This is a genomic window from Brevibacterium sp. UBA7493 (genome assembly GCF_002479565.1).
Classification (GTDB): domain Bacteria; phylum Actinomycetota; class Actinomycetes; order Actinomycetales; family Brevibacteriaceae; genus Brevibacterium; species Brevibacterium luteolum.
Window position 1 is genome coordinate 21,844 of sequence record NZ_DLOD01000010.1, and the last position, 18,270, is coordinate 40,113.

General features: G+C 67.9%; 14 protein-coding genes and 1 other RNA gene. 4 read left to right on the forward strand and 11 right to left on the reverse strand.

The features are described from left to right. Positions 1-3 precede the first annotated feature (3 nt). A complete protein-coding gene (locus tag B4E96_RS06185) occupies positions 4-1,518 on the reverse strand; it encodes a PucR family transcriptional regulator (RefSeq protein WP_180964827.1) in 1,515 nt (504 codons plus the stop codon). Positions 1,519-1,674: 156 nt separating this feature from the next. On the opposite strand from B4E96_RS06185, the gene speB reads away from it, so the two are divergent. The 3 genes from speB (at position 1,675) to B4E96_RS06200 (ending at position 6,057) form a co-directional block, all read left to right on the forward strand. Continuing rightward, positions 1,675-2,706: an agmatinase gene (speB, locus tag B4E96_RS06190; RefSeq protein WP_102162949.1), complete on the forward strand. Its 1,032-nt coding sequence runs from the start codon at positions 1,675-1,677 to the stop codon at positions 2,704-2,706. Beyond that, positions 2,703-4,406 (forward strand): thiamine pyrophosphate-dependent enzyme, encoded by a 1,704-nt coding sequence (locus tag B4E96_RS06195; protein ID WP_102162950.1) that lies wholly within the window; start codon positions 2,703-2,705, stop codon positions 4,404-4,406. Before speB ends, B4E96_RS06195 begins: the two co-directional genes overlap by 4 nt. 187 nt (positions 4,407-4,593) lie before the next feature. Then, on the forward strand, positions 4,594-6,057 hold the full coding sequence (locus B4E96_RS06200) for a sodium:solute symporter (RefSeq protein WP_170274564.1): 1,464 nt from the start codon (positions 4,594-4,596) through the stop codon (positions 6,055-6,057). A gap of 78 nt (positions 6,058-6,135) precedes the next feature. On the opposite strand, the gene B4E96_RS06205 is transcribed toward B4E96_RS06200, so the two are convergent. The 8 genes from B4E96_RS06205 to B4E96_RS06240 all read right to left on the reverse strand — a co-directional run bounded on the left by B4E96_RS06205 (position 6,136) and on the right by B4E96_RS06240 (position 15,612). Then, a complete protein-coding gene (locus tag B4E96_RS06205; protein ID WP_102162952.1) occupies positions 6,136-6,861 on the reverse strand; it encodes a type 1 glutamine amidotransferase in 726 nt (241 codons plus the stop codon). After that, the gene (locus B4E96_RS06210; RefSeq protein ID WP_102162953.1) at positions 6,858-7,907 is read right to left on the reverse strand and encodes a dipeptidase; all 1,050 of its coding nucleotides are present in this window, start codon (positions 7,905-7,907) and stop codon (positions 6,858-6,860) included. Before B4E96_RS06210 ends, B4E96_RS06205 begins: the two co-directional genes overlap by 4 nt. Positions 7,908-7,982: 75 nt before the next feature. Beyond that, a complete protein-coding gene (locus B4E96_RS06215; RefSeq protein WP_259796825.1) occupies positions 7,983-8,786 on the reverse strand; it encodes a serine hydrolase in 804 nt (267 codons plus the stop codon). Further along, positions 8,783-9,769 (reverse strand): S66 peptidase family protein, encoded by a 987-nt coding sequence (locus B4E96_RS06220; RefSeq protein ID WP_259835355.1) that lies wholly within the window; start codon positions 9,767-9,769, stop codon positions 8,783-8,785. The genes B4E96_RS06215 and B4E96_RS06220 overlap by 4 nt, the downstream gene beginning before the upstream one ends. Continuing rightward, complete coding sequence (locus B4E96_RS06225; RefSeq protein WP_286956806.1) at positions 9,766-11,577, reverse strand: ABC transporter ATP-binding protein; 1,812 nt, start codon at positions 11,575-11,577, stop codon at positions 9,766-9,768. Before B4E96_RS06225 ends, B4E96_RS06220 begins: the two co-directional genes overlap by 4 nt. Next, entirely contained in the window at positions 11,577-12,587 is a 1,011-nt protein-coding gene (locus B4E96_RS06230) for an ABC transporter permease (protein WP_239557071.1), read from the reverse strand. The genes B4E96_RS06225 and B4E96_RS06230 overlap by 1 nt, the downstream gene beginning before the upstream one ends. Position 12,588: 1 nt before the next feature. After that, entirely contained in the window at positions 12,589-13,641 is a 1,053-nt protein-coding gene (locus B4E96_RS06235) for an ABC transporter permease (protein WP_259835349.1), read from the reverse strand. A 156-nt stretch (positions 13,642-13,797) separates the two neighbouring features. Then, positions 13,798-15,612, reverse strand: a complete 1,815-nt coding sequence (locus B4E96_RS06240; RefSeq protein WP_286956807.1) for an ABC transporter substrate-binding protein — start codon at positions 15,610-15,612, stop codon at positions 13,798-13,800. Positions 15,613-16,203: 591 nt separating this feature from the next. Here B4E96_RS06240 and B4E96_RS06245 point away from each other — a divergent pair. After that, positions 16,204-16,623: a hypothetical protein gene (locus B4E96_RS06245; RefSeq protein WP_259835342.1), complete on the forward strand. Its 420-nt coding sequence runs from the start codon at positions 16,204-16,206 to the stop codon at positions 16,621-16,623. Between the two features lie 96 nt (positions 16,624-16,719). Here the strand turns inward: B4E96_RS06245 and ssrA are convergent. Continuing rightward, positions 16,720-17,096: a transfer-messenger RNA gene (ssrA, locus tag B4E96_RS06250) on the reverse strand. A gap of 613 nt (positions 17,097-17,709) precedes the next feature. After that, positions 17,710-18,180 (reverse strand): SsrA-binding protein SmpB, encoded by a 471-nt coding sequence (gene smpB / locus B4E96_RS06255; RefSeq protein ID WP_102162974.1) that lies wholly within the window; start codon positions 18,178-18,180, stop codon positions 17,710-17,712. Between the last annotated feature and the right edge of the window lie 90 nt (positions 18,181-18,270).

An 18,270-nucleotide genomic window follows, 5' to 3' on the forward strand; every position in this document is an offset into this window, starting at 1 on the left:
GTCTCAACGGTGGGCTGTGGTGGTCTCGCGCAGCAGGAAGGCGATGCCGATCGCCTGCAGGTGGCCGGGTTCGCGCGGGTCGTAGCCGAGGATCTGGCGGATCCGCTCCAGCCGGGCGCGCACCGTGTGGCGGTGCACGCCGAGGGCCTGAGCGACCGCATCACGGCTGCCGCCAGCTGAGGCGAAGTGCTCTAAGGTGCGCATGAGGATCCCGTCGTCATCGGCTGCAGTGAGCGGGCCGAGGGTGCGCTGGACGAAATCGGCGGCGGCCTCGCGGCTGACAGAGGCGAGCAGCTGCCCCAGCTGTGAGCGGCGATCGCCAGCACCGTAGCGCCACTCATGCCACCGATCATGCACCTGGTCGGGGGTGCCGTCCGACCAATCGGTCACCGGGATGCCGAGCGCACGGCAGATGGCCTCGACCAAGCCGCGCAGCCCTGGCGGGCAGATGAGCGCCGTTCCCGAGGCGGTGGGATGGTGGAGCACGCCCGGGCTGAGATCGGTGAGAAGCGCGTCGAATCGGGAGTTCGCCCCGCTTTCCTCGCTGTGCTCTGCCGCCCGCTCGCCGCCGGCAATCGCGAAGCTCAGCGCGGCTGGCAGGCTGAAGCCGGTGGAATCTGCGAAGCGCTCAGGCAGCTCATCGGCCCCGATGAGCCCGGTGCACAGCTGTGCGGCCAGCTCCCGGCGATCGGCCAGCCGGGTGTCCTGCAGCGCCAGCAGCGCTGCCGCGGTCGCCAGCAGCAGGGTGCGAGAATTGTGCCGGTCCCCACCGGGCCGGGTGCCGGCGACCGGGGTGAGCAGCCAACCGGTCACCGTCTCCGAGCCGACCGGGATCGCCTCCAGATCCGAACCGGCCACCACCTCGGGCGCGGTGGCCCGCAGCAGCCGCGGCGCGGTCCCACCGGCGGCGGCAGCGGTGATGAGCTCCTCGCGCAACAGGCCCGGCAGCGCCTGGCGGGCGGCCACACGTTCGGTGGTGCCGAGCAGCCGGCCGGTCGGTGAGGCGAGCGCGACCGGGGCGCCAAGCGCCCGGGAGATCTCGGCCAGCAGGGCGTTCGTGCCGCGGGCGGCCAAGGCGGTGGCGAAGCGGCGCTGGGTGCGCACGAGCGCTGAGACCTCGTGGGCGGATTCGCTTTCGCGCAGACGGGTGAAAGCCTCGACAACAGCGACGAAGGGCACCGGTTCGGGCACCATGAACAGCGGCAGCCCGACCGCGCGGGCGTGGGTGATGAGCTGCTCGGGCGCGCGGGCGTTCGGCAGGTGCTCGCCGAGCCCGATGCCCAGTGCGACGGCTCCTGCGGCGTGGACGCGGCGGATGTAGTCGGCGGCGTCCGGGGAATCGAGGTCCTGCAGCGCGCCGATGGTGAGCAGCACCTCGCCGCCGGCCAGCCACTGGTCGACCGAGGGCAGCTCGGACGAGTGCACGATCGTCACCGGTACGCTGCGGCAGCCTGGCGGATCGGAGACGACCTGCAGGTGCAGTTCGGGCAGGGAGAGCAACTGTCCAAGGGTGACCACAACGCTGATTCTATCCGTGGTGGACTGTGATTGCCCACACCCTGCCATGGTGGACATATCGGTGGTTGTGCACATACCCGTAGGGTGGGTCTGCCGTCAGCGGGCAGAGCTGCCTGCGCACGCGGCCGAGCATTCCGAGACGAGAGAGGATTCGCGATGACGAATGAGACCACCCCGCTGGGACCGGCGGACTACAGCCTGACACCCCGGTTTGCCGGGCCGCCGACCTTCGGGCTGCTGCCGCGCATCGACGAGGTCGAGGCCGCCCGACCCGGCGCGCCGATCGATGTCAAGGTCCTCGGCGTGCCCTTCGACGCCGGTGTCAGCTACCGGCCCGGCGCCCGTTTCGGCCCGGCCCACATCCGCCAGTCCTCGAAGCTGCTGCGGCCGTACAACCAGGCCACCGGCATGCACCCGTTCTCCGCTCAGCAGGTCGCCGACTGCGGCGACCTGGGCGTCAACCCCTTCAACATCGAAGAGGCCATCACCACCGTCGAGAACAACGCCGATGCGCTGCGCGCTGATGGCGCGAAGCTGCTGACGCTCGGCGGCGACCACACCCTGGCCCTGCCGAACATCCGCTCGGTGGCCAAGACCCACGGGAAGATCGCCGTGCTGCACTTCGACGCCCACCTCGACACCTGGGACACCTATATGGGTGCCCCGTACACGCACGGCACCCCGTTCCGCCGCGCCAGCGAAGAGGGTCTGCTCGATCTGGAGCGCTGCATGCACGTCGGCATCCGCGGCCCGCTCTACGGTGCCAAAGACCTCGAAGACGATGAGGTGCTCGGCTTCCAGATCATCCGTTCCGATGACTTCCAGTTCTCCCCGGTCTCCGACATCGTCGCCCGGATGCGCCGCCGCCTCGGCGATGCCCCGGTCTACATCTCCATCGACATCGACGTCCTCGACCCGGCCGCAGCACCTGGCACCGGCACCCCGGAAGCCGGCGGGCTGACGAGCCGTGAGCTCATGAACGCCGTGCGCGGACTGCAGGGCCTCAACGTCGTCGGCGCTGAGATCGTCGAAGTCGCCCCCGCCTACGACCACGCCGAGATCACCGGCCTGGCCGCAGCCCAGCTCGGCTACGAGCTGCTGAGCCTGTGGGCCGCCGATGCCGGCGGACACAGCGAACCCAGCGGCCCGGCCGCGACCGGCCTCGGCTTCGGGAAGGAGGACGCATGACCCAGGAGACCACACTGGCCGCGGCGACCACCGCCTCGGCGACGGAAAAGCGCTTCCATAACGGCGGCCTGGCCGTCGTCGCAGCGCTGGCCGCCCACGGCGTCGACATGATCTTCGGGATCCCCGGCACCCACAACCTGGAGTTCTACCGGCACCTGCCCGACTTCGGGATCCGGGCGATCACCCCGCGCCACGAACAGGGCGCCGGCTACGGGGCCGACGGGTACTTCCTCGTCTCCGGCAAGCCCGGGGTCGTCATCACCACCTCGGGGCCGGGGCTGACGAACGTCATCACCGCCGCGGCGACCGCCTACGCCGAATCGCGGCCGATGCTCATCCTCTCCCCCGGTGTGCCGATCGGCTTGGAACGCGCTGACATCGGCATGCTGCACGAGACGAAGGACTCCTCCGGGGCGCTGTCGCACCTGCTCGTGTCCTCGCGTCGCACCCGCACCGCCGAGGGCGCCGCGCAGGCGGTCGCCGATGCGTTCGCGCTCTTCGCCTCCGAACGGCCCGGACCGGTCCACATCGAGGTGCCCCTCGACGTGCTCGAAGGCCAGTGGTGGGGTGCCGTCCCGGCCCCGCAGGCCCCGCGCCGCCCGGTACTCGACATGGACATGGTCGCCACCGCCGCCGAGGCGCTGGCCGGTTCCCGGACGCCGCTCATCGTCGCAGGCGGCGGGGCACGCCGGGCTGCTGCCGAGGTCAGGGCGCTGGCCGAGGCGCTCGACGCGCCGGTCGTCACGACCGCCAACGGCAAGGGCATCCTCGATGAGGACCATCCACTCTCACTCGGCGCCAACGTCAGGTTCCCGGCCATCCAGCGCGCCTCGGCCGAGGCTGATGTGCTGCTCGTGCTCGGCTCCGAGCTGGCAGATTCCGACCTGTGGGGCGGGCGCATCGGCGCGAACGGCGAGAACGCCGAGGCAGGGGCTGAAGCCGTGGCCGGTTCTCAGGCTGGGCAGACGGTCATCCGCTGCGACATCGACCCCGATCAGCTGAACAAGAACCTGCGCGGAGACATCCACGCCTTTGCCGACTGCACAGACTTCCTCACCGCACTGCTCGAACATGACAGGCTTGCCGGTGCTGCCGGCGAGCGCGACGGACAGAACCGGGTCACGGCGCTCACCGAGGCCTACCAGGCCGATTTCGACTTCGCGTCGACGAACGTGCACCTGCACGAGGTCATCACCGCAGCCGCCGGTGCCGATGTCATCATCGCCGGTGACTCCTCGCAGATCACCTACGACGGCACGGTGCACGCGCTGACTGCCCACACCCCGGACCAGCTGCTGTACATGCCAGGCTTCGCAACCCTGGGCTACGGCATCCCGGCAGCGATCGGAGCGAAGCTCGCCGCCCCGCCTCGGCCGGTCGTGTGCGTCGTCGGCGATGGTGCGGCGATGTTCTCCATCCAGGAGATCGTCACCGCCGTCGAACTCAGGCTGCCGATCCCCTTCGTCATCGTCGACAACGGCGGCTACGCGGAGATCGAACACCAGATGGAGGACCGGGACATGGACCCCTATGCCGTCAGGTTGCACCGGCCCGACTTCGCCGCCCTCGGCGAGTCGATGGGCGCCCGCGGTGTGACGATCAGCGCTGATGCCATCGACACTGAGCTCGCCGAGGCGATCCGCACCACCCTGGCCGGCGACCGTCCGGCCGTCATCCGGGTCACCCTGCCCGGCGCCTAACCGCGGGGCCGGCAGTCCCCGGGCTGACAGCTTCAGGCTGACGAACCCGGGCCTGCGGTGCCCGCAGCTCACCCCTTGAGCACCGGCGCTTGCGTCGTTCACAGCTCCATCCCCCGGCGCGAACACCCGCCTGCGGGCACGCCACGCACCACCGACCCGCTGCCTGCGGGCACAGAAAGGACACACCATGGACATTGCAGTCGTCGTCCTCTACCTCATCGGCATGCTCGCCGTGGGCGTCTGGGGACGAATGCGGGCGAAGAACCAAGAGGAATACCTCGTCGCCGGCCGCCGCCTCGGTCCCCTGCTCTTCACCGGCACCATGGCCGCCGTTGTCCTCGGAGGGGCCTCGACCGTCGGCGGCATCGGGCTGGGCTATATGAACGGCATCTCCGGCATGTGGCTGGTCTTCTTCATCGGCTTCGGCATCATCGCCCTATCCCTGCTCTTCGCCCCGCGCATCCAGCGTCTGGAGATCTACACGGTCTCCCAGATGCTCGAACTGCGCTACGGGAAGGGTTCGCGCATGGTCTCGGGCATCATCATGACCGGCTACGGGCTCATGATCTCGACGACCTCAACGGTCGCCTACGGCACGATCTTCCACGCCCTGTTCGGCATCGACAAGGTCCCGGCGATCCTGCTCGGCGGCTCGATCGTCATCATCTACTCGATGCTCGGCGGCATGTGGTCGATCACCCTGACCGACTTCGTGCAGTTCATCATCCAGACCATCGGCATCTTCCTCATCCTGCTGCCGATCGTGCTGACGAAAGCCGGCGGCCTCGGCACGCTCAAAGCTGAGCTGCCCGACGAGATGTTCAACCCGCTGGCCACCGGCTGGGACACCATCCTCATGTACTTCCTCGTCTACGGCCTCGGCCTGCTCATCGGCCAGGACATCTGGCAGCGCGTCTTCACCGCCCGCACCCCCGGCGTGGCGCGCTGGGGCGGCGTCTCGGCCGGTGTCTACTGCCTGTTCTATGCGGTGGCCGGAGCGCTCGTCGGTGTGGCCACACAGAAGATCGTGCCCGGCATCGCCGAACGCGATGACGTCTTCCCCGCCGTCGTCGACGCCACGATGTCACCGCTCATCGCCGGCTTCGTCCTCGCCGCCGCACTCTCAGCTGTCATGTCGACGTCCTCAGGTGCGCTGCTGGCGGCCTCGACAGTGTTCCGCCAGGACGTCATCGAGCCCGTCTTCGAAAGCCGCCGGATCGCCAAGTCCGGTTCCGACGGCGGACTCGGCGGCCAGCTGGCCGGTGCACTCGTGCGCGAGACCGGCGACGAGGTCCGCGACTCCCGCGTCTACCTCGTCCTGCTGGGCATCGTCACCCTGCTGTTGGCGATCGCGATGCCCGATGTCGTCATGGCGCTCACGGTCGCCTACAACCTGCTCGTCGGCGGCCTGTTCGTCCCGATCGTCGGCGGGCTCATCTGGAAGCGCGGCACCATCGTCGGCGTGCTCGCGGCAATGGTCGCCGGTGCGGCCACCGCGATCGGCATCATGGCCTTCGTCGACGTGTTCGCCAACTCCGCGATCTACCTGGCGCTCACCGCCTCAGCTGTCGCCTACGTCATCGGCTCGCTTGCCTCCAAGCCCACCGATCCTGCGGTCATGACCGCGTGGCGGGAGCGCCTGGCACGCTGATACGGCGCTGCGCGCCGCTGCTGGCGTGAATGCAGGCGGGCCCGGTGACTCTCAGAAGTCACCGGGCCCGCTGTCGTCTCAGCTGCCGGTGCCGATGACCTCTTGCGCAAACGCGTCGAAGAGTGCCTGGGCGTCGCGGGCGCTGGTAGCTTCGACCGCGTCGGCTTCGGCGACGAGGGTGTCCTTGTCGAAGCCGAGGGCGGCGAGCTTGTCAGCCTCCCAGCCGCGCACGGACTCGGCCGAGGCTTCGGGGTGGAACTGCATGCCCCACGACCGGCCGACGCGGAACGCCTGGATCTCACACAGTTCGCTGCTGGCCAGCAGGGTCGCCTCCGGCGGTAGTGCGGTGATCCGGTCAACGTGGCTTTCGATAAAGTGCGTCCGCCGGCTCACCTGGCCGAACACCGGATCCTCGACTGCGGCTGGCAGCATCGTGATTGCTGTCGCGCCCTTCTCCGGGGCGCCGGTCTGGGCGCGGACCTCACCGCCGGTGATGTGGGCCAGCAGCTGCCCGCCGAGGCAGATGCCCAGCTGCGGCTTGTCAGCGTCCAGTGCGGCCTGGGCGAGCGCTGCCTCGTTCTTAAGCCACGGCGCCCGGTCGGTCTCATCGGGCATGAGCCCACCGCCTAAGTAGACGAACCCGTCGTAGGCGTCCACCGCCTCGGGCCCGGGCACCGCATTCCACGTGCCGTCACGGCCGGGGCCGATGCGGATGTCGACGTCGATGTGGTGGGCGATGAGCCGGGTGAGCAACCGGCGCGGCTGGGAGTCGATGTCGTTGACGATCATGAGGACCCGGGTCATGCGAACTCCTGACCTGCGGCGATGAAGCGGCGGTAGTTGTCGTCGTTGGCCTCGAGTACCCGCAGCACATTGTCGAACCCGAGCTTTGTGAGGTCTGCCTCGGACCAGCGACGGTTGCGCAGCTCGTTGATGAGTGCTGGGTAGGTGCCGGCGTTGTCGAGGCCGGTGGGGAAGGCGTCGGTGCCGCAGAAGTCGGAACCGAGCCCGAGGTGGTCGACGCCGATGCGTTCGCGCACGTAGTCGATGTGGTCGGCGACATCGGCGATCGTCACCTCTGGGGCGGTGCCCTTCTCGCCGTCTTTGACCCATGCGTAGCGGGCTTCGGAGACGAAGGAGGGCACGAAGGTGAGCATGTGGACGCCACCGTTGGCCGGCAGCCGGTCGATGATCTCATCGGGGACGTTGCGCGGGTGCGAGCACAGCGCCTGGGCGTTCGAATGGGTGAACAGCACCGGCAGCTCGCTGATCTCCAAGGCCTGGTCCATGACGGTGGGGGCGACGTGCGAAAGGTCGAGGATCATGCCGATCCGGTTCATCTCGGCAACGACCTCGCGGCCGAAGTCGCTGAGACCGCCGTGGACGGGATCGTCGGTGGCCGAATCCGCCCAGCTGTGGGTCGTCGACCACGTCAGGGTCATGTAGCGGGCGCCGAGCCGGGCGAACATGCGCAGGGCGCCGAGGGATTCGTTGATCTGGTTGCCGCCTTCGATGCCGAGCAGCCCGCCTATCCTCCCGGAGGTGCGGGCGGCACGGATCGCCTCGGCGGTCGTCGCCCAGGCGAGGTCGTCGGGGTAGGCGGTGATGAGCCGGTCGACGAGGTCGATCTGCTCGAGCGTGACGCGCACGGCTTCATCCCCGGTGACATCGGAGTGGACGAACACTGACCAGAACTGGGCGGCGACACCGCCTGCGCGCAGCTGCGGAATGACCGTCTGCGGAGCGGTCGCAGGATCAGTGAGCCCGGCGACGGAGGAGTCGCGGGTCTCGCGCAGGTAGTAGGGCAGGTCGTTGTGGCCGTCGAAGATCGGGATGGGCTCTGCGGTCATCGGGGTCCTTTCGGTCGGTGGCGCAGGTGTGGGGATTGGAGCCGGCGCAGGTCAGGTGTGCGAATCAGGCGCGGTTCAGGCGTGGAGGTGGTCGCTGATGAGGCCGCCGGCTGCGCGCATGAGCGGCATGACCTCCAGCACCCGGTCGGTGCCGGCCTCCCAGTTGGCGAACACGGCGTAGGCCACGCGGCGCTGGCGGGTGAAGGCGATGCCGGTGTCGGCGCGGACGGTGTCGTCGGTGCCGGTCTTGTTCACGATCCACTCCCCGCGCGTGTAGTAGTAGTGCGCCAGCGGGTCGGGCTCGAAGTAGGAGGCGACCATTGATGTGTCGGCTCCGGCGCCGAGCCACCGGCGCATGATCTCCGAGGTCGAGGAGTCGAAGAGCTCATCGAGCGACAGCCGTGCCATGTAGTCGCTCAGCTCACTGGCGGTCCCAGACGACAGGCGAGCCGGGGCGCCTGCCGGACGCGGCCAGCGCAGGAAGTCGTGCAGGGCGGAGTCGGTGTAGCCGAGTGCGGCGACCTCCTCGGCGACGCGGTCGAGGCCGATGCGGGAGATGAGGACGTTGGTGGCGTAGTTGTCGCTGAAGGCGCCGATGAGCATGCCGATGTCGTGGACCGTGAGGTCCGGCTGATCCAGCAGGTACCACAGCCCGGATTCGTGCACCCGCTCGGCAGCGGTGCGGGTGAGGCGCTCCTCGAGTCGCAGCTCGCCGGCCTCGCGCATCCGCAGTGCGGCGTGGAGTAAGAAGATCTTGGCGATCGAGGCGGTCGAGAGCACCCGGTCGGGCTGGTGACTGAAGACCTCATAGCCGGTGTCGATGTCGATGGCGCGGGCGGAGAATTCGACCCCGTCGAGCTGGGTGAAGATGTCGGTCATCGAGTCCTTTCCATCGGGGCGATCGTGAGGCTCACCGCGCCCGAGTCGGTGGCTGGGCTGCCGGCGGTGAGCTGGGCGGGCACTCCCAACGGTATCGAACCGGCGTGCGGATGGTGGCCGAGCTCGGCCTCCCACACCACCGGGACGCCGGCGTCTGCGAAGTACTCGCGCAGCAGTTCGCGCTGGGCGGGCTTCTCCCCGCAGTTCTCCCAGGAGCCGAGCACCACCGCACCGGCGCGGGCGAGCCAGCCGGCGCGCTTCAGCTGCAGCAGCAGGTTGTCGAGCCGGTAGACCTCCTCGTCGACGTCTTCGAGGATGAGGATGCCCGGTTCCTCCGGGGCGCCGGGCGCGAACTCCGGGGAGCCGAGGCCGGCGGCGAGCAGACTGAGGTTGCCGCCGTAGGTGATGCCGAAGTGCTCGCCGGGCACGAGCGCCTCGGCGTGCTCACCGAGGCTGACCGGCTGGTCGGCCCATGGACTGAACAGCCAGCGATGCACGTCGGTGCGGATCCGCTCGCTGCTGCGGAAGACGTCGTTGCCGACCATCGGGCAGAACAGGGTCGGGATTCTCAGGTGGTGCGCCCAGGCCTGGTGCAGAGCGGTGAGGTCACTCGAGCCGGTCAGCAGCTTCGCCCGCCCGTCCGGGCGCAGCGCAGCAGCGGCGAGGGCGTCGAAGTCGAGGCCGTCGATGAGGCGCATCGCCCCGAACCCGCCGCGCAAGGCGATGACCGCGGCCGCATCTGGGTCGGTCCATGCCTCGATGAGGTCTGCTGACCGTTCGGCGTCGCTGCCGGCAAGGTAGCTCGCCCGCCGGTCGACTGACCGCAGGTGGGTGCCGGCCTTCACTTCCAGACCCCAGTCTTCGAGGCAGGCGATGGCCGGTTCGACGGTGCCCTCAGGTGCCGGCCCGGAGGGTGCGATGAGCCAGACCCGGTCGCCGGCTGCCAGGGGTGCCTGAGCGGTGTGCCCGGTGGGGTCCGTCACTGCGGGTTCACCGCCTGCGCGACACCGCCGGAGTGCTGGGAGGCACCCGTGCGCTCAGTGGCGCTGTGCTGGGGGGCACCCGGGCGCCAGGGGGTGCCCGGCGCCTCGGACGCGGTCATCGCGACCCGCTGGGAACGGAAGCTCGGCACGGCGGCCAGCAGCTGGCGGGTGTAGTCGTGCTGCGGATCGAGCAGCACCTGTTCGACCGGCCCGCGCTCGACGATCTCACCGCGGTACATCACCGCGACCGTGTCGGCGATGTTCCAGGCCAGGCCGAGGTCGTGGGTGATGACGAGCGCGGTGAGCCCGAGGTTCTTCTTCAGCGCGAGGATGAGCGAGAGGATCTCCCCGCGCACGGAGGCATCGAGGGAGGCGACCGGTTCATCGGCGATGAGGATGTCGGGGTTGAGGGCGAGCGCGCTGGCGATGACGACGCGCTGACGCTGTCCGCCGGAGAGCTCCTGCGGAATCGGTTCGAAGAAGTCCTCACCGGGGATGAGCTCAGTCGATTCGAGGCTCTCGCGCACGCGCTCGCGCTCATCGCCGGTGAACTTCTGCACCCGCAGACCCTCAGCGACCGATTCGTACGCCGACAATGCCGGGTTGAGTGATCCTGACGGGTCCTGCAGGATCATCTGCACGTCCCGGCGGAACGCGCGCAGACCCTTCGCCGAGGTGGGCAGCGGCTTGCCGCGGAAGGTGAGCGTCGAGCCGCGATCCGGTGGCTGCAGACCGAGCAGTGCGCGAGCCAGGGTCGTCTTGCCCGAACCGGACTGGCCGACGACGGCGAGGATCTCCGAGCGGTGCAGGGTGAGGTCGACGTTGCGCACAGCACGCACGGTGCGCCCGCGGGCGGAGAAGGTGACGTTGAGGTTCTCGGCGGCGAGCATCACCTCGTCGGTCATCTCGTGTGGGGTGTCGGTGGTGATGCGGGCGGGGTTGCGGGTCATCGGGTTGAGCCGGGAGTCCGGGTCGCCGATGGTGGGGAACGCGTCGGCCAGCTGCCGGGTGTACTCCTCCTTGGGGTCGTTGCACACCTGTTCAGACGGGCCGAGTTCGACGATCTCGCCATCGCGCATGATCGCCAGCCGGTCGCAGGCGGCGGCGAGGACGGACAGGTCGTGGGAGATCATGAGCAGCGAGATACCGCGGGCTTCGACGAGTGCGCGCAGGCGGGTGAGGATCTGTTCCTGGACGATGACGTCGAGGGCGGTGGTCGGCTCGTCGGCGATGATGATGTCCGGGTCGCAGGCCAGCGCCATCGCGATCATGACGCGCTGCTTCTGCCCGCCGGAGAGCTCATGCGGATACGATTTCGCGATCTCGGGTCCGAGGTCGACGTGGCCGAGCAGCTCGTGCATGCGCGTGCTGCGGGCGGCATCGGTGCGCCAGTCGTCCTTGACGTGGAGTTCAAGGGCTTCGAGGATCTGCTTGCCGACCGGGCGGACCGGGTTGAGCGAGTGCAGGGCGCCCTGGAAGATGATCGCGGCCTGCGACCAGCGCACCGCGCGCATCTGCCCGAAGTTCAGCTCCGCGATGTCGGTGCCGCCTAAGCGCACCTGACCGGTCAGCGCCGCATTGTGCGGCAGCAGCCGCAGCGCCGAAAGGATGAGCGTCGATTTCCCGGAACCGGATTCGCCGGCGATGCCGAGGGTGCCACCGGCAGGCAGTTCGAGGGTGACGTTCTTGACCGCGGCGATGTCGCCGCGGGAGGTGCGCGAGGAGTACAGGATCGAGACGTCGTCGAAGACGAGGTCGCTGCCGGCCGGCTGGGCTCCCGAGGCGGTGGCTGGGTCGGTTCTGCTCATCAGCGGCTCCTCAGGGTCGGGTTGGCGATGGCTTCGATGGCCCGGCCCACCAGGGTGAAGGCCAGGACCACCGCGACGATGGCGAGCCCGGGGGTGAGGATGTACCACCAGTAGCCCGAGGTCGCGGCCGAGACGTCCATCGCGTTCTTCAGGATCGTGCCCCACGACTGCTGCGTGGTGTCGCCCAGGCCCAAGAAGGCCAGCGTCGATTCGGCGATGATCGCCGAGCCGACGGTCAGGGTGGTGTTGGCGAGCACGAGCGGCATAACGGCCGGCAGCAGGTGGGTGCGGATGATGTGCCAGTGCCCGGCGCCGAGCACTTTGGCCCGTTCGATGTAGAGCCGGGACTCAGCCGACAGCGTCTGGGCGCGCACGATGCGCGCGGTGCCGGCCCAGGAGGTGATGCCGATGGCGATGACAATCGTGAGGACGCCGCGTTCGAGCACTGAGGACAGCACGATCGCCAGCAGCAGGGAGGGCAGCACCAGGAAGAAGTCGATGATGCGCATGATGAGCCCGCCGAACAGCCCTGAGAAATGGCCGGCGGCCATGCCCATGATGGTGCCGATGACCATCGACATCGCAGTCGCAGCCAGGCCGACGATGAGGGAGACCCGGGCGCCCCACACGAGGCGGGCCCACAGCTCGCGGCCGTAGTTGTCGGTGCCCAGCGGGTGTTCGGCCGAGGGCGGTGCGTAGCGCGGCTGGTCGAGGTTCTGGGTGACGTCGAGCATGGACCGGTCGGCGATGAGCGGGGCGAATGCGGCGACGAGGACGACGAGGATGAGGACGATCCCGCCGGCGGCTCCAGCGCGGTCCTCCAAGAAGACCTTCCAGTTCTTCTGTGCGGCGGCCAGGCGGCGGTTCCAGGCGAGTGCCCGCGGGCTGGCCGGACCCGAGGCGGTGGCTGGGCCGGTCCTGCTGGTGCCTGGCTGGCTGGTCTTACTAGCGCCGGGCTGGCTGGTGCTGGGCTGGCTGGTGCTGGGCTGGCTGGTGCTGGAATGTGCCATCTCATGCCCTCCTGACACGCGGGTCGAGCTGCCGGTAGATGAGGTCGGCGAGCAGATTCATGATGATGATCGCCGAGGAGAACACGACGAAGGTGCCCTGCAGCAGCGGCAGGTCCGGACCCGAGATCGCCTCATAGGTCAGCTTCCCCAGCCCCGGCCACGAGAACACCGTCTCGACGGTGACCGCACCGGTGATGAGCCCGCCGATGTGCATGAACACGAGTGTGACCGTCGGCAGCAGCGCATTGGGCACCGCATGCTTGAGCCGCACATCATCCTCGCGCAGGCCCTTGGCGCGGGCGGTCGTGAGGTAGTCGGCGCTCATCTCGCCGAGCAGCGAGGCGCGCATGACCATGAGGTACTGGGCGTAGACGACAGCGGTCATCGTGATGACCGGCAGGATCAGATGCTTGGCGACGTCGACGACGTATTCGAGGCTGCCGGACTCGACACCAGGTGAGACCATTCCGCCGGTCGGCAGCCATTGCAGCCGGCCGGCGAAGATCATGAGCAGCAGCAGCGCCAGCCAGAAGGTCGGCACCGACCAGAACACGAGGCTGGTCGAGGTGGTGAGCTTGTCGAACAGCGAACCGCGCTTCCAGGCCGCCAGCTGTCCCATCCACAGCCCGAGGGCGATCGCGAGGATCGCCGCCGTGCCGGTGAGCAGCAGGGTCGGCCAGGCGTACTCGGCGATGAGCTGGCTGACCGGCTGCCGGTAGACGTAGCTGGTGCCCAGATTGCCGGTGAAGATGCCCACGAGGTAGTCCCAGAACTGCACGACCAGCGGCTTGTCGAGGCCGTACTCGGCGCGCAGCAACTCCATCTGCTCCGGGCTCATCTGGCGTTCGCGGGCGATCTTCTGCACCGGGTCGCCGGGCAGGATCCTGAAGGCGAAGAAGCCCAGCAGCACGACCATCAGCAGGCTGATGAGCGCCCCGCCGACCTTGCGCAGCAGGTATCCGCCGAACGACTGCCCCGGTGGGGGTGCGTCGATGTCCTCCCGCCCGTCGGCCGACTGCGGGTCGGCTGCCTCGGTCTCTGCGTTCACTGACACGTCAGTCTCCTGCCTTCCACACGCTGCCGCACACGTGCGCAGCGCAGTCATGGTGCTCATAGTGACCGGAGCCCGGTCCCGAGGCGGGGCGCACGCGGGTGCCGCCCACCGCCTCCGGCACGGGGTGTCCTGTCACCGGATCAGCCGGCCACCTGGTCAGGCGCGGTCCTCGGCCTTGCGGCGGCGCAGCGCCAGCGGGATGCCGATGGCGCCGGCGAGCACAGCGATGCCGATGCCCACCCAGGCGATCGCGGAGAGTCCTCCCCCGCTGTCACCGGCGTCGGCCTCAGCGGCCGGTTCGGCGGACAGGAAGCCCCAATAACCGGACTGGTTGCCGATGACGCCGCCGTCGGTGGGCTGGGTGGTGAAGCCAGTAAAGCGGTCCGAGCGGAAGGCCTCGAGCTGGCTGGGGTACCACAGTGTGATCTGCGCGACGTCGTCATAGTGCTGCTGCAGGGCCTGGTGGACGTACTCGATGCGCTTGGACTCGTCGAGCTCGGCGTGCTGCTTGGCGTACAGTTCGTCGAACTTCTCGCTGCAGTAGCCGTCCTGGGAGGTCGGGCCGTTGCCCTCCGCGTCCGGGCGGGAAGCGCAGGTGTTGATCGAGAGCTGGAACTCCGGGTCCGGGGTGACCGACCAGCCGGTGATGTACAAGTCGAAGTCACCGACGAGAGAGCGGTCGGCGATCGTGTCCGAGTCGCTCGATTCGACCTTGAGCTCGACGCCGATGTCCTGCATCCACGGGGTGAGGAACTCGCCGATCGTCTGCTCGGTCGGCGCTTGCGCATCGGTGAGCAGACGCAGCGACAGCTTCTCGCCGTCCTTCTCGCGGATGCCGTCGGAGCCTTCGGTCCAGCCGGCCTCGTCAAGCAGCTTCTTCGCCGCCTCCGGGTCCGAGGAGACGATCTTGTCCGACTTCGGCAGGTGCCATTTCTCAAACGATTCGGGCACGAAGCTCGTCGCCTCGGTCGCGTAGTCCTGCATCACCTGCTCGCGCAGCGTGTTCATGTCGATGCCCAGGCGCAGCGCCTGGCGGACCTTGACGTCCTTGAGCGCCTCTGCGCCGGTGCCGTAGGCCTCGCCTTCGGGGGTCTCGAAGCCGGAGTTGAGGCCGAGGGCGGTGAAGCGACGGGATTTGCCGATGTTCGTCTCGACATTGTCAGCGCCCTCGAGCGCCTTGAGCTGCTCGGGGCTGAGGCCGGTGACGAAGTCGACGTCGCCGGCCCGCAGGGCCTGGACCTGGGCGTCGCTGTTGGTGTAGTAGACGTACTGGATCGTGTCGATCTTCGGTGCCCCGCGCCAGAAGTTCGGGTTGGCCTTGAGCGTGATCGACTGGTTGGCCTCGTAGCTCTCCAGCGTGAACGGGCCGGAGCCGACGACCTCGGTGTCATTGTCGTCGCCTGCCGGGTCGTCCTTTTCGGACCAGATGTGCTCGGGCACGATCGGGATTTCCCCACCCGGGTTCGGGGCCTGCGGCTCCTTGAGTGTGATCGTCACTGTGTGGTCGTCGGTGGCTTCGACGGAGTCGAAGTTCTGCACCAGCGAGCCGTTCGCCGCGCCCATCGCAGGGTCTTCCATCATCTGGGTGAAGGTGTAGATGACGTCGTCGGCGGTGATCGGCTCGTCGTCAGACCACTTCATGCCCTCGCGGATCTTGTACGTCCACTCCTTGCCGTCGTCGCTTGTGTCCCACGACTCGGCCATCCCCTCGGTGGGGCCGAAATCCGTGGAGTCGTATTGCACGAGGCTCTCGTAGACGTAGCGGTTGATCGCAGTGGGTGTGAGGTAGATCGAGGTGAAGGGGTTGAAGCTGTCGACCTGGCCCGAGGTGGCGATGCGCATCGTCGACTCATCGGCTGGGGCCTGCTCGGTCGAGGCGCTCGCTGGCGCAGTGAGAGAGGTGGCGGTCAGCCCTGTGAGTGCCAGCGCCATAGTGCCGGCGGCACAGCGCCGGAGAGTGTGTGAGAGCATGTCGTCCTTCCAGGTCGTTCACCCCGCCGGCAGCGCTCCTTCGCGACATACCCGCGCTGGATGGCCTGAGGCAGCCGGGGATTCACCGCCTCGTCAGTAAAGCCGTCACTGTAACGTATATCTCATTCATCATCCGTTCAAGGGCATTCCACGGCGCGGGAAGATCTATATGTCGTCTGCTCCCCGCGCCCGAGGTGGTGGTTGCGTTCCATCATCAGCCCAGGTCACCGGTGGCGTTGGGCTGGCAGGTGCCATCCGCCTCGGGGGCGGTCACGAGCGCTGCGGAAACCGGTTGTTTTCGTCCCGGACGGGGTTACAGTGGAGATGTGGCTCGCTGCCGGCTGTTCGTCGTCGCGCGGCGGGAGCGCCCAGCCAGCCGATCTGCAAAGGAGCACGACGATGCCGGAACCGTACAGCGCACAGCCACCGAACCGACCCCCGGCTCCTCCGGTCACCGGGCCGATGCCGGCCGGTTCGGCACCGCGGCCGTTCCCGCCGCAGGGACACTCACCGCAGGGATTCCCGCAGGCTTCCCCGGCTTCGGGGCCGCCGCCGGGGCAGGCGCTGCAGCCCTACAGCGCCCCTCCAGCGATGCAGCCGTCCCACCCGTCGGCCCCGGCTGGCAACCCGTCGGACCCGGCTGGCTATCCCTCAGCGCCGGTCGGTCACCCGCAGCCGATGCAGCCGGGGATGCATCCGCAGACCCACTATCCGGTCACCGGTCCACACACGGTCACCCATCACAGTCAGGTCATCGTGGTGGAGAAGAACGTCGCGGTGGCCGCGCTGCTCGGATTCTTCTTCGGGCCCATCGGCATGATCTATGCGACCGGGATCGGTGCGCTCGTGATGTTCGGGGTCAACATCGTCATCGGGATCCTGACGTTTGGGCTCGGGCTGTTCCTCACCTGGCCGGTGTGTGCGATCTGGGCTGGCGTCGCGGCTGGCAACCACAATGCGCGGGCGCGTCAGCAGGCGTACGCGGCGATGAACCGGCCGCCGGGATGGTGAGGCGACCACCGCCTCGGTCCGGGTGAGCATCGCGGCCCAGCGGACATGACAAAAGCCCTGTGGGCCGGTGATGCACCGGCCCACAGGGCTTTTCGAAAGTGGAGATGGCGGGAATCGAACCCGCGTCCGTCGGCAAGTTATCGGGACTTCTCCGGGCGCAGTTCGTGAAAACGTCTCTTAGGTCCTGGCCCTCGCACGAACACGGTGGCCAACGAACGGAGTTGAGTAAGTGTTCCACTGACATCCCCAACATATGCCAGCGGCAGTGGCTCCCTAGCTGATGCCAGGTACTAGAGCGGAAGCGACTCTAGGCTGACAGAATCGCAGCTCGCTGAAATCAGGCAGCGAGGGCGAATTCGGTGCGGTCGTTAGACTTAGCACTTATTTTTTTGCAGAGAACGTTAACGAGATGACTCTACATTCTCGGCCCGCTTCTCCCGACGCATTGAACGACGTCGAAACCGATCATCCCCGTATTCACTTTCCAAACAACCCGCTGGCGGGGCCACCCTGGGGCGACTGTCCGTCAACGGCAGACCGTGAGTCTATCAGCACAACATGCGGCCGCCCAAGTCTATTCCTGGCGGTAGGGTTCCGGCCGGTGCATTGCATCACCGCGACGGGCGGCGGCAGTCAGAACCGCTGGTTCGATTCCCACGCCCGCAGGTGGCGCAGACGACCATAGGTCACACTCTTTTCCACAAGCCAGCCCCCTGTCCACAGCCCCCGTTCAAAACTGTGGAAACCCGGCTGTTTCCTTACAGGGAAAGGCTTTGCGGCGTTTGCACTCGACCTCAGCGTCGGCCTTTATCACAGCCCGCGAAATCCTGCATCGATACTGGTCAGAGAACTGTCAGGTGGGGGTCTGCGCTTAGCTGGAATGAGTCCGGATGAGCTCATGCACAGCAGCGAGGATGTTATCCACACATATCCACAGATACTGTGGACAACATGTCTGCAATCCACACCTAACCACAGGCCAGAGGCGGGATGGCATGCTGTGGATGGCCCGCCTCGGGAACGGCCCCACGAGAGGTCACAGGCACGTATGGACCAGGCGGCAGCGCCACTGCCGCCTCCTCAGAATCAGGCCTGGCGACGCAGCGACATTGCGCGCTGAGCTTCGCGCTCATCCTGCTTGCGGCGCAGCGTTTCGCGCTTGTCCCAGTCCTTCTTACCGCGCGCGACCGCGATCTCGACCTTCGCCCTAGAACCGTCGAAGTACAGTTCCAGCGGAACGAGCGTGCGACCGGATTCCTTAAGCTTGTGCGAGATCTTGAGGATCTCGTCCTTGTGCAGCAGCATCTTACGCTTACGGCGGGCCGAGTGATTCGTCCACGTGCCCTGCAGGTACTCGGGAATGTAGACGTTCTCCAGCCACGCCTCACCCTGGAAAATGAGCCCGAAGCCGTCGGTCAGCGAAGCGCGTCCCTCGCGCAGCGACTTGACCTCGGTGCCGGTAAGGACGAGCCCGGCCTCATAAGTGTCCTCGATGTGGTATTCGTATCGGGCGCGGCGGTTCTTGGCAATCGTCTTCCTGCCCTGTTCCTTGGCCATGCTCCTCCTCTCACGTTTTGGGCGCACGTGTGTGCGCACGAAGGCACCATTGTACCGGATGGCTCGCGGGGCCCTGTGCTCGCTGGGCGG

What these genes read in the sequence shown, in the direction of transcription:
- speB (WP_102162949.1), top strand. Translation starts at nt 1,675, where the DNA reads ATGACGAATGAGACCACCCCGCTGGGACCGGCGGACTACAGCCTGACA.
- B4E96_RS06195 (WP_102162950.1), top strand. Translation starts at nt 2,703, where the DNA reads ATGACCCAGGAGACCACACTGGCCGCGGCGACCACCGCCTCGGCGACG.
- B4E96_RS06200 (WP_170274564.1), top strand. Translation starts at nt 4,594, where the DNA reads ATGGACATTGCAGTCGTCGTCCTCTACCTCATCGGCATGCTCGCCGTG.
- B4E96_RS06205 (WP_102162952.1), bottom strand. Translation starts at nt 6,861, where the DNA reads ATGACCCGGGTCCTCATGATCGTCAACGACATCGACTCCCAGCCGCGC.
- B4E96_RS06210 (WP_102162953.1), bottom strand. Translation starts at nt 7,907, where the DNA reads ATGACCGCAGAGCCCATCCCGATCTTCGACGGCCACAACGACCTGCCC.
- B4E96_RS06215 (WP_259796825.1), bottom strand. Translation starts at nt 8,786, where the DNA reads ATGACCGACATCTTCACCCAGCTCGACGGGGTCGAATTCTCCGCCCGC.
- B4E96_RS06225 (WP_286956806.1), bottom strand. Translation starts at nt 11,577, where the DNA reads ATGAGCAGAACCGACCCAGCCACCGCCTCGGGAGCCCAGCCGGCCGGC.
- B4E96_RS06230 (WP_239557071.1), bottom strand. Translation starts at nt 12,587, where the DNA reads ATGGCACATTCCAGCACCAGCCAGCCCAGCACCAGCCAGCCCAGCACC.
- B4E96_RS06240 (WP_286956807.1), bottom strand. Translation starts at nt 15,612, where the DNA reads ATGCTCTCACACACTCTCCGGCGCTGTGCCGCCGGCACTATGGCGCTG.
- B4E96_RS06245 (WP_259835342.1), top strand. Translation starts at nt 16,204, where the DNA reads ATGCAGCCGTCCCACCCGTCGGCCCCGGCTGGCAACCCGTCGGACCCG.
- smpB (WP_102162974.1), bottom strand. Translation starts at nt 18,180, where the DNA reads ATGGCCAAGGAACAGGGCAGGAAGACGATTGCCAAGAACCGCCGCGCC.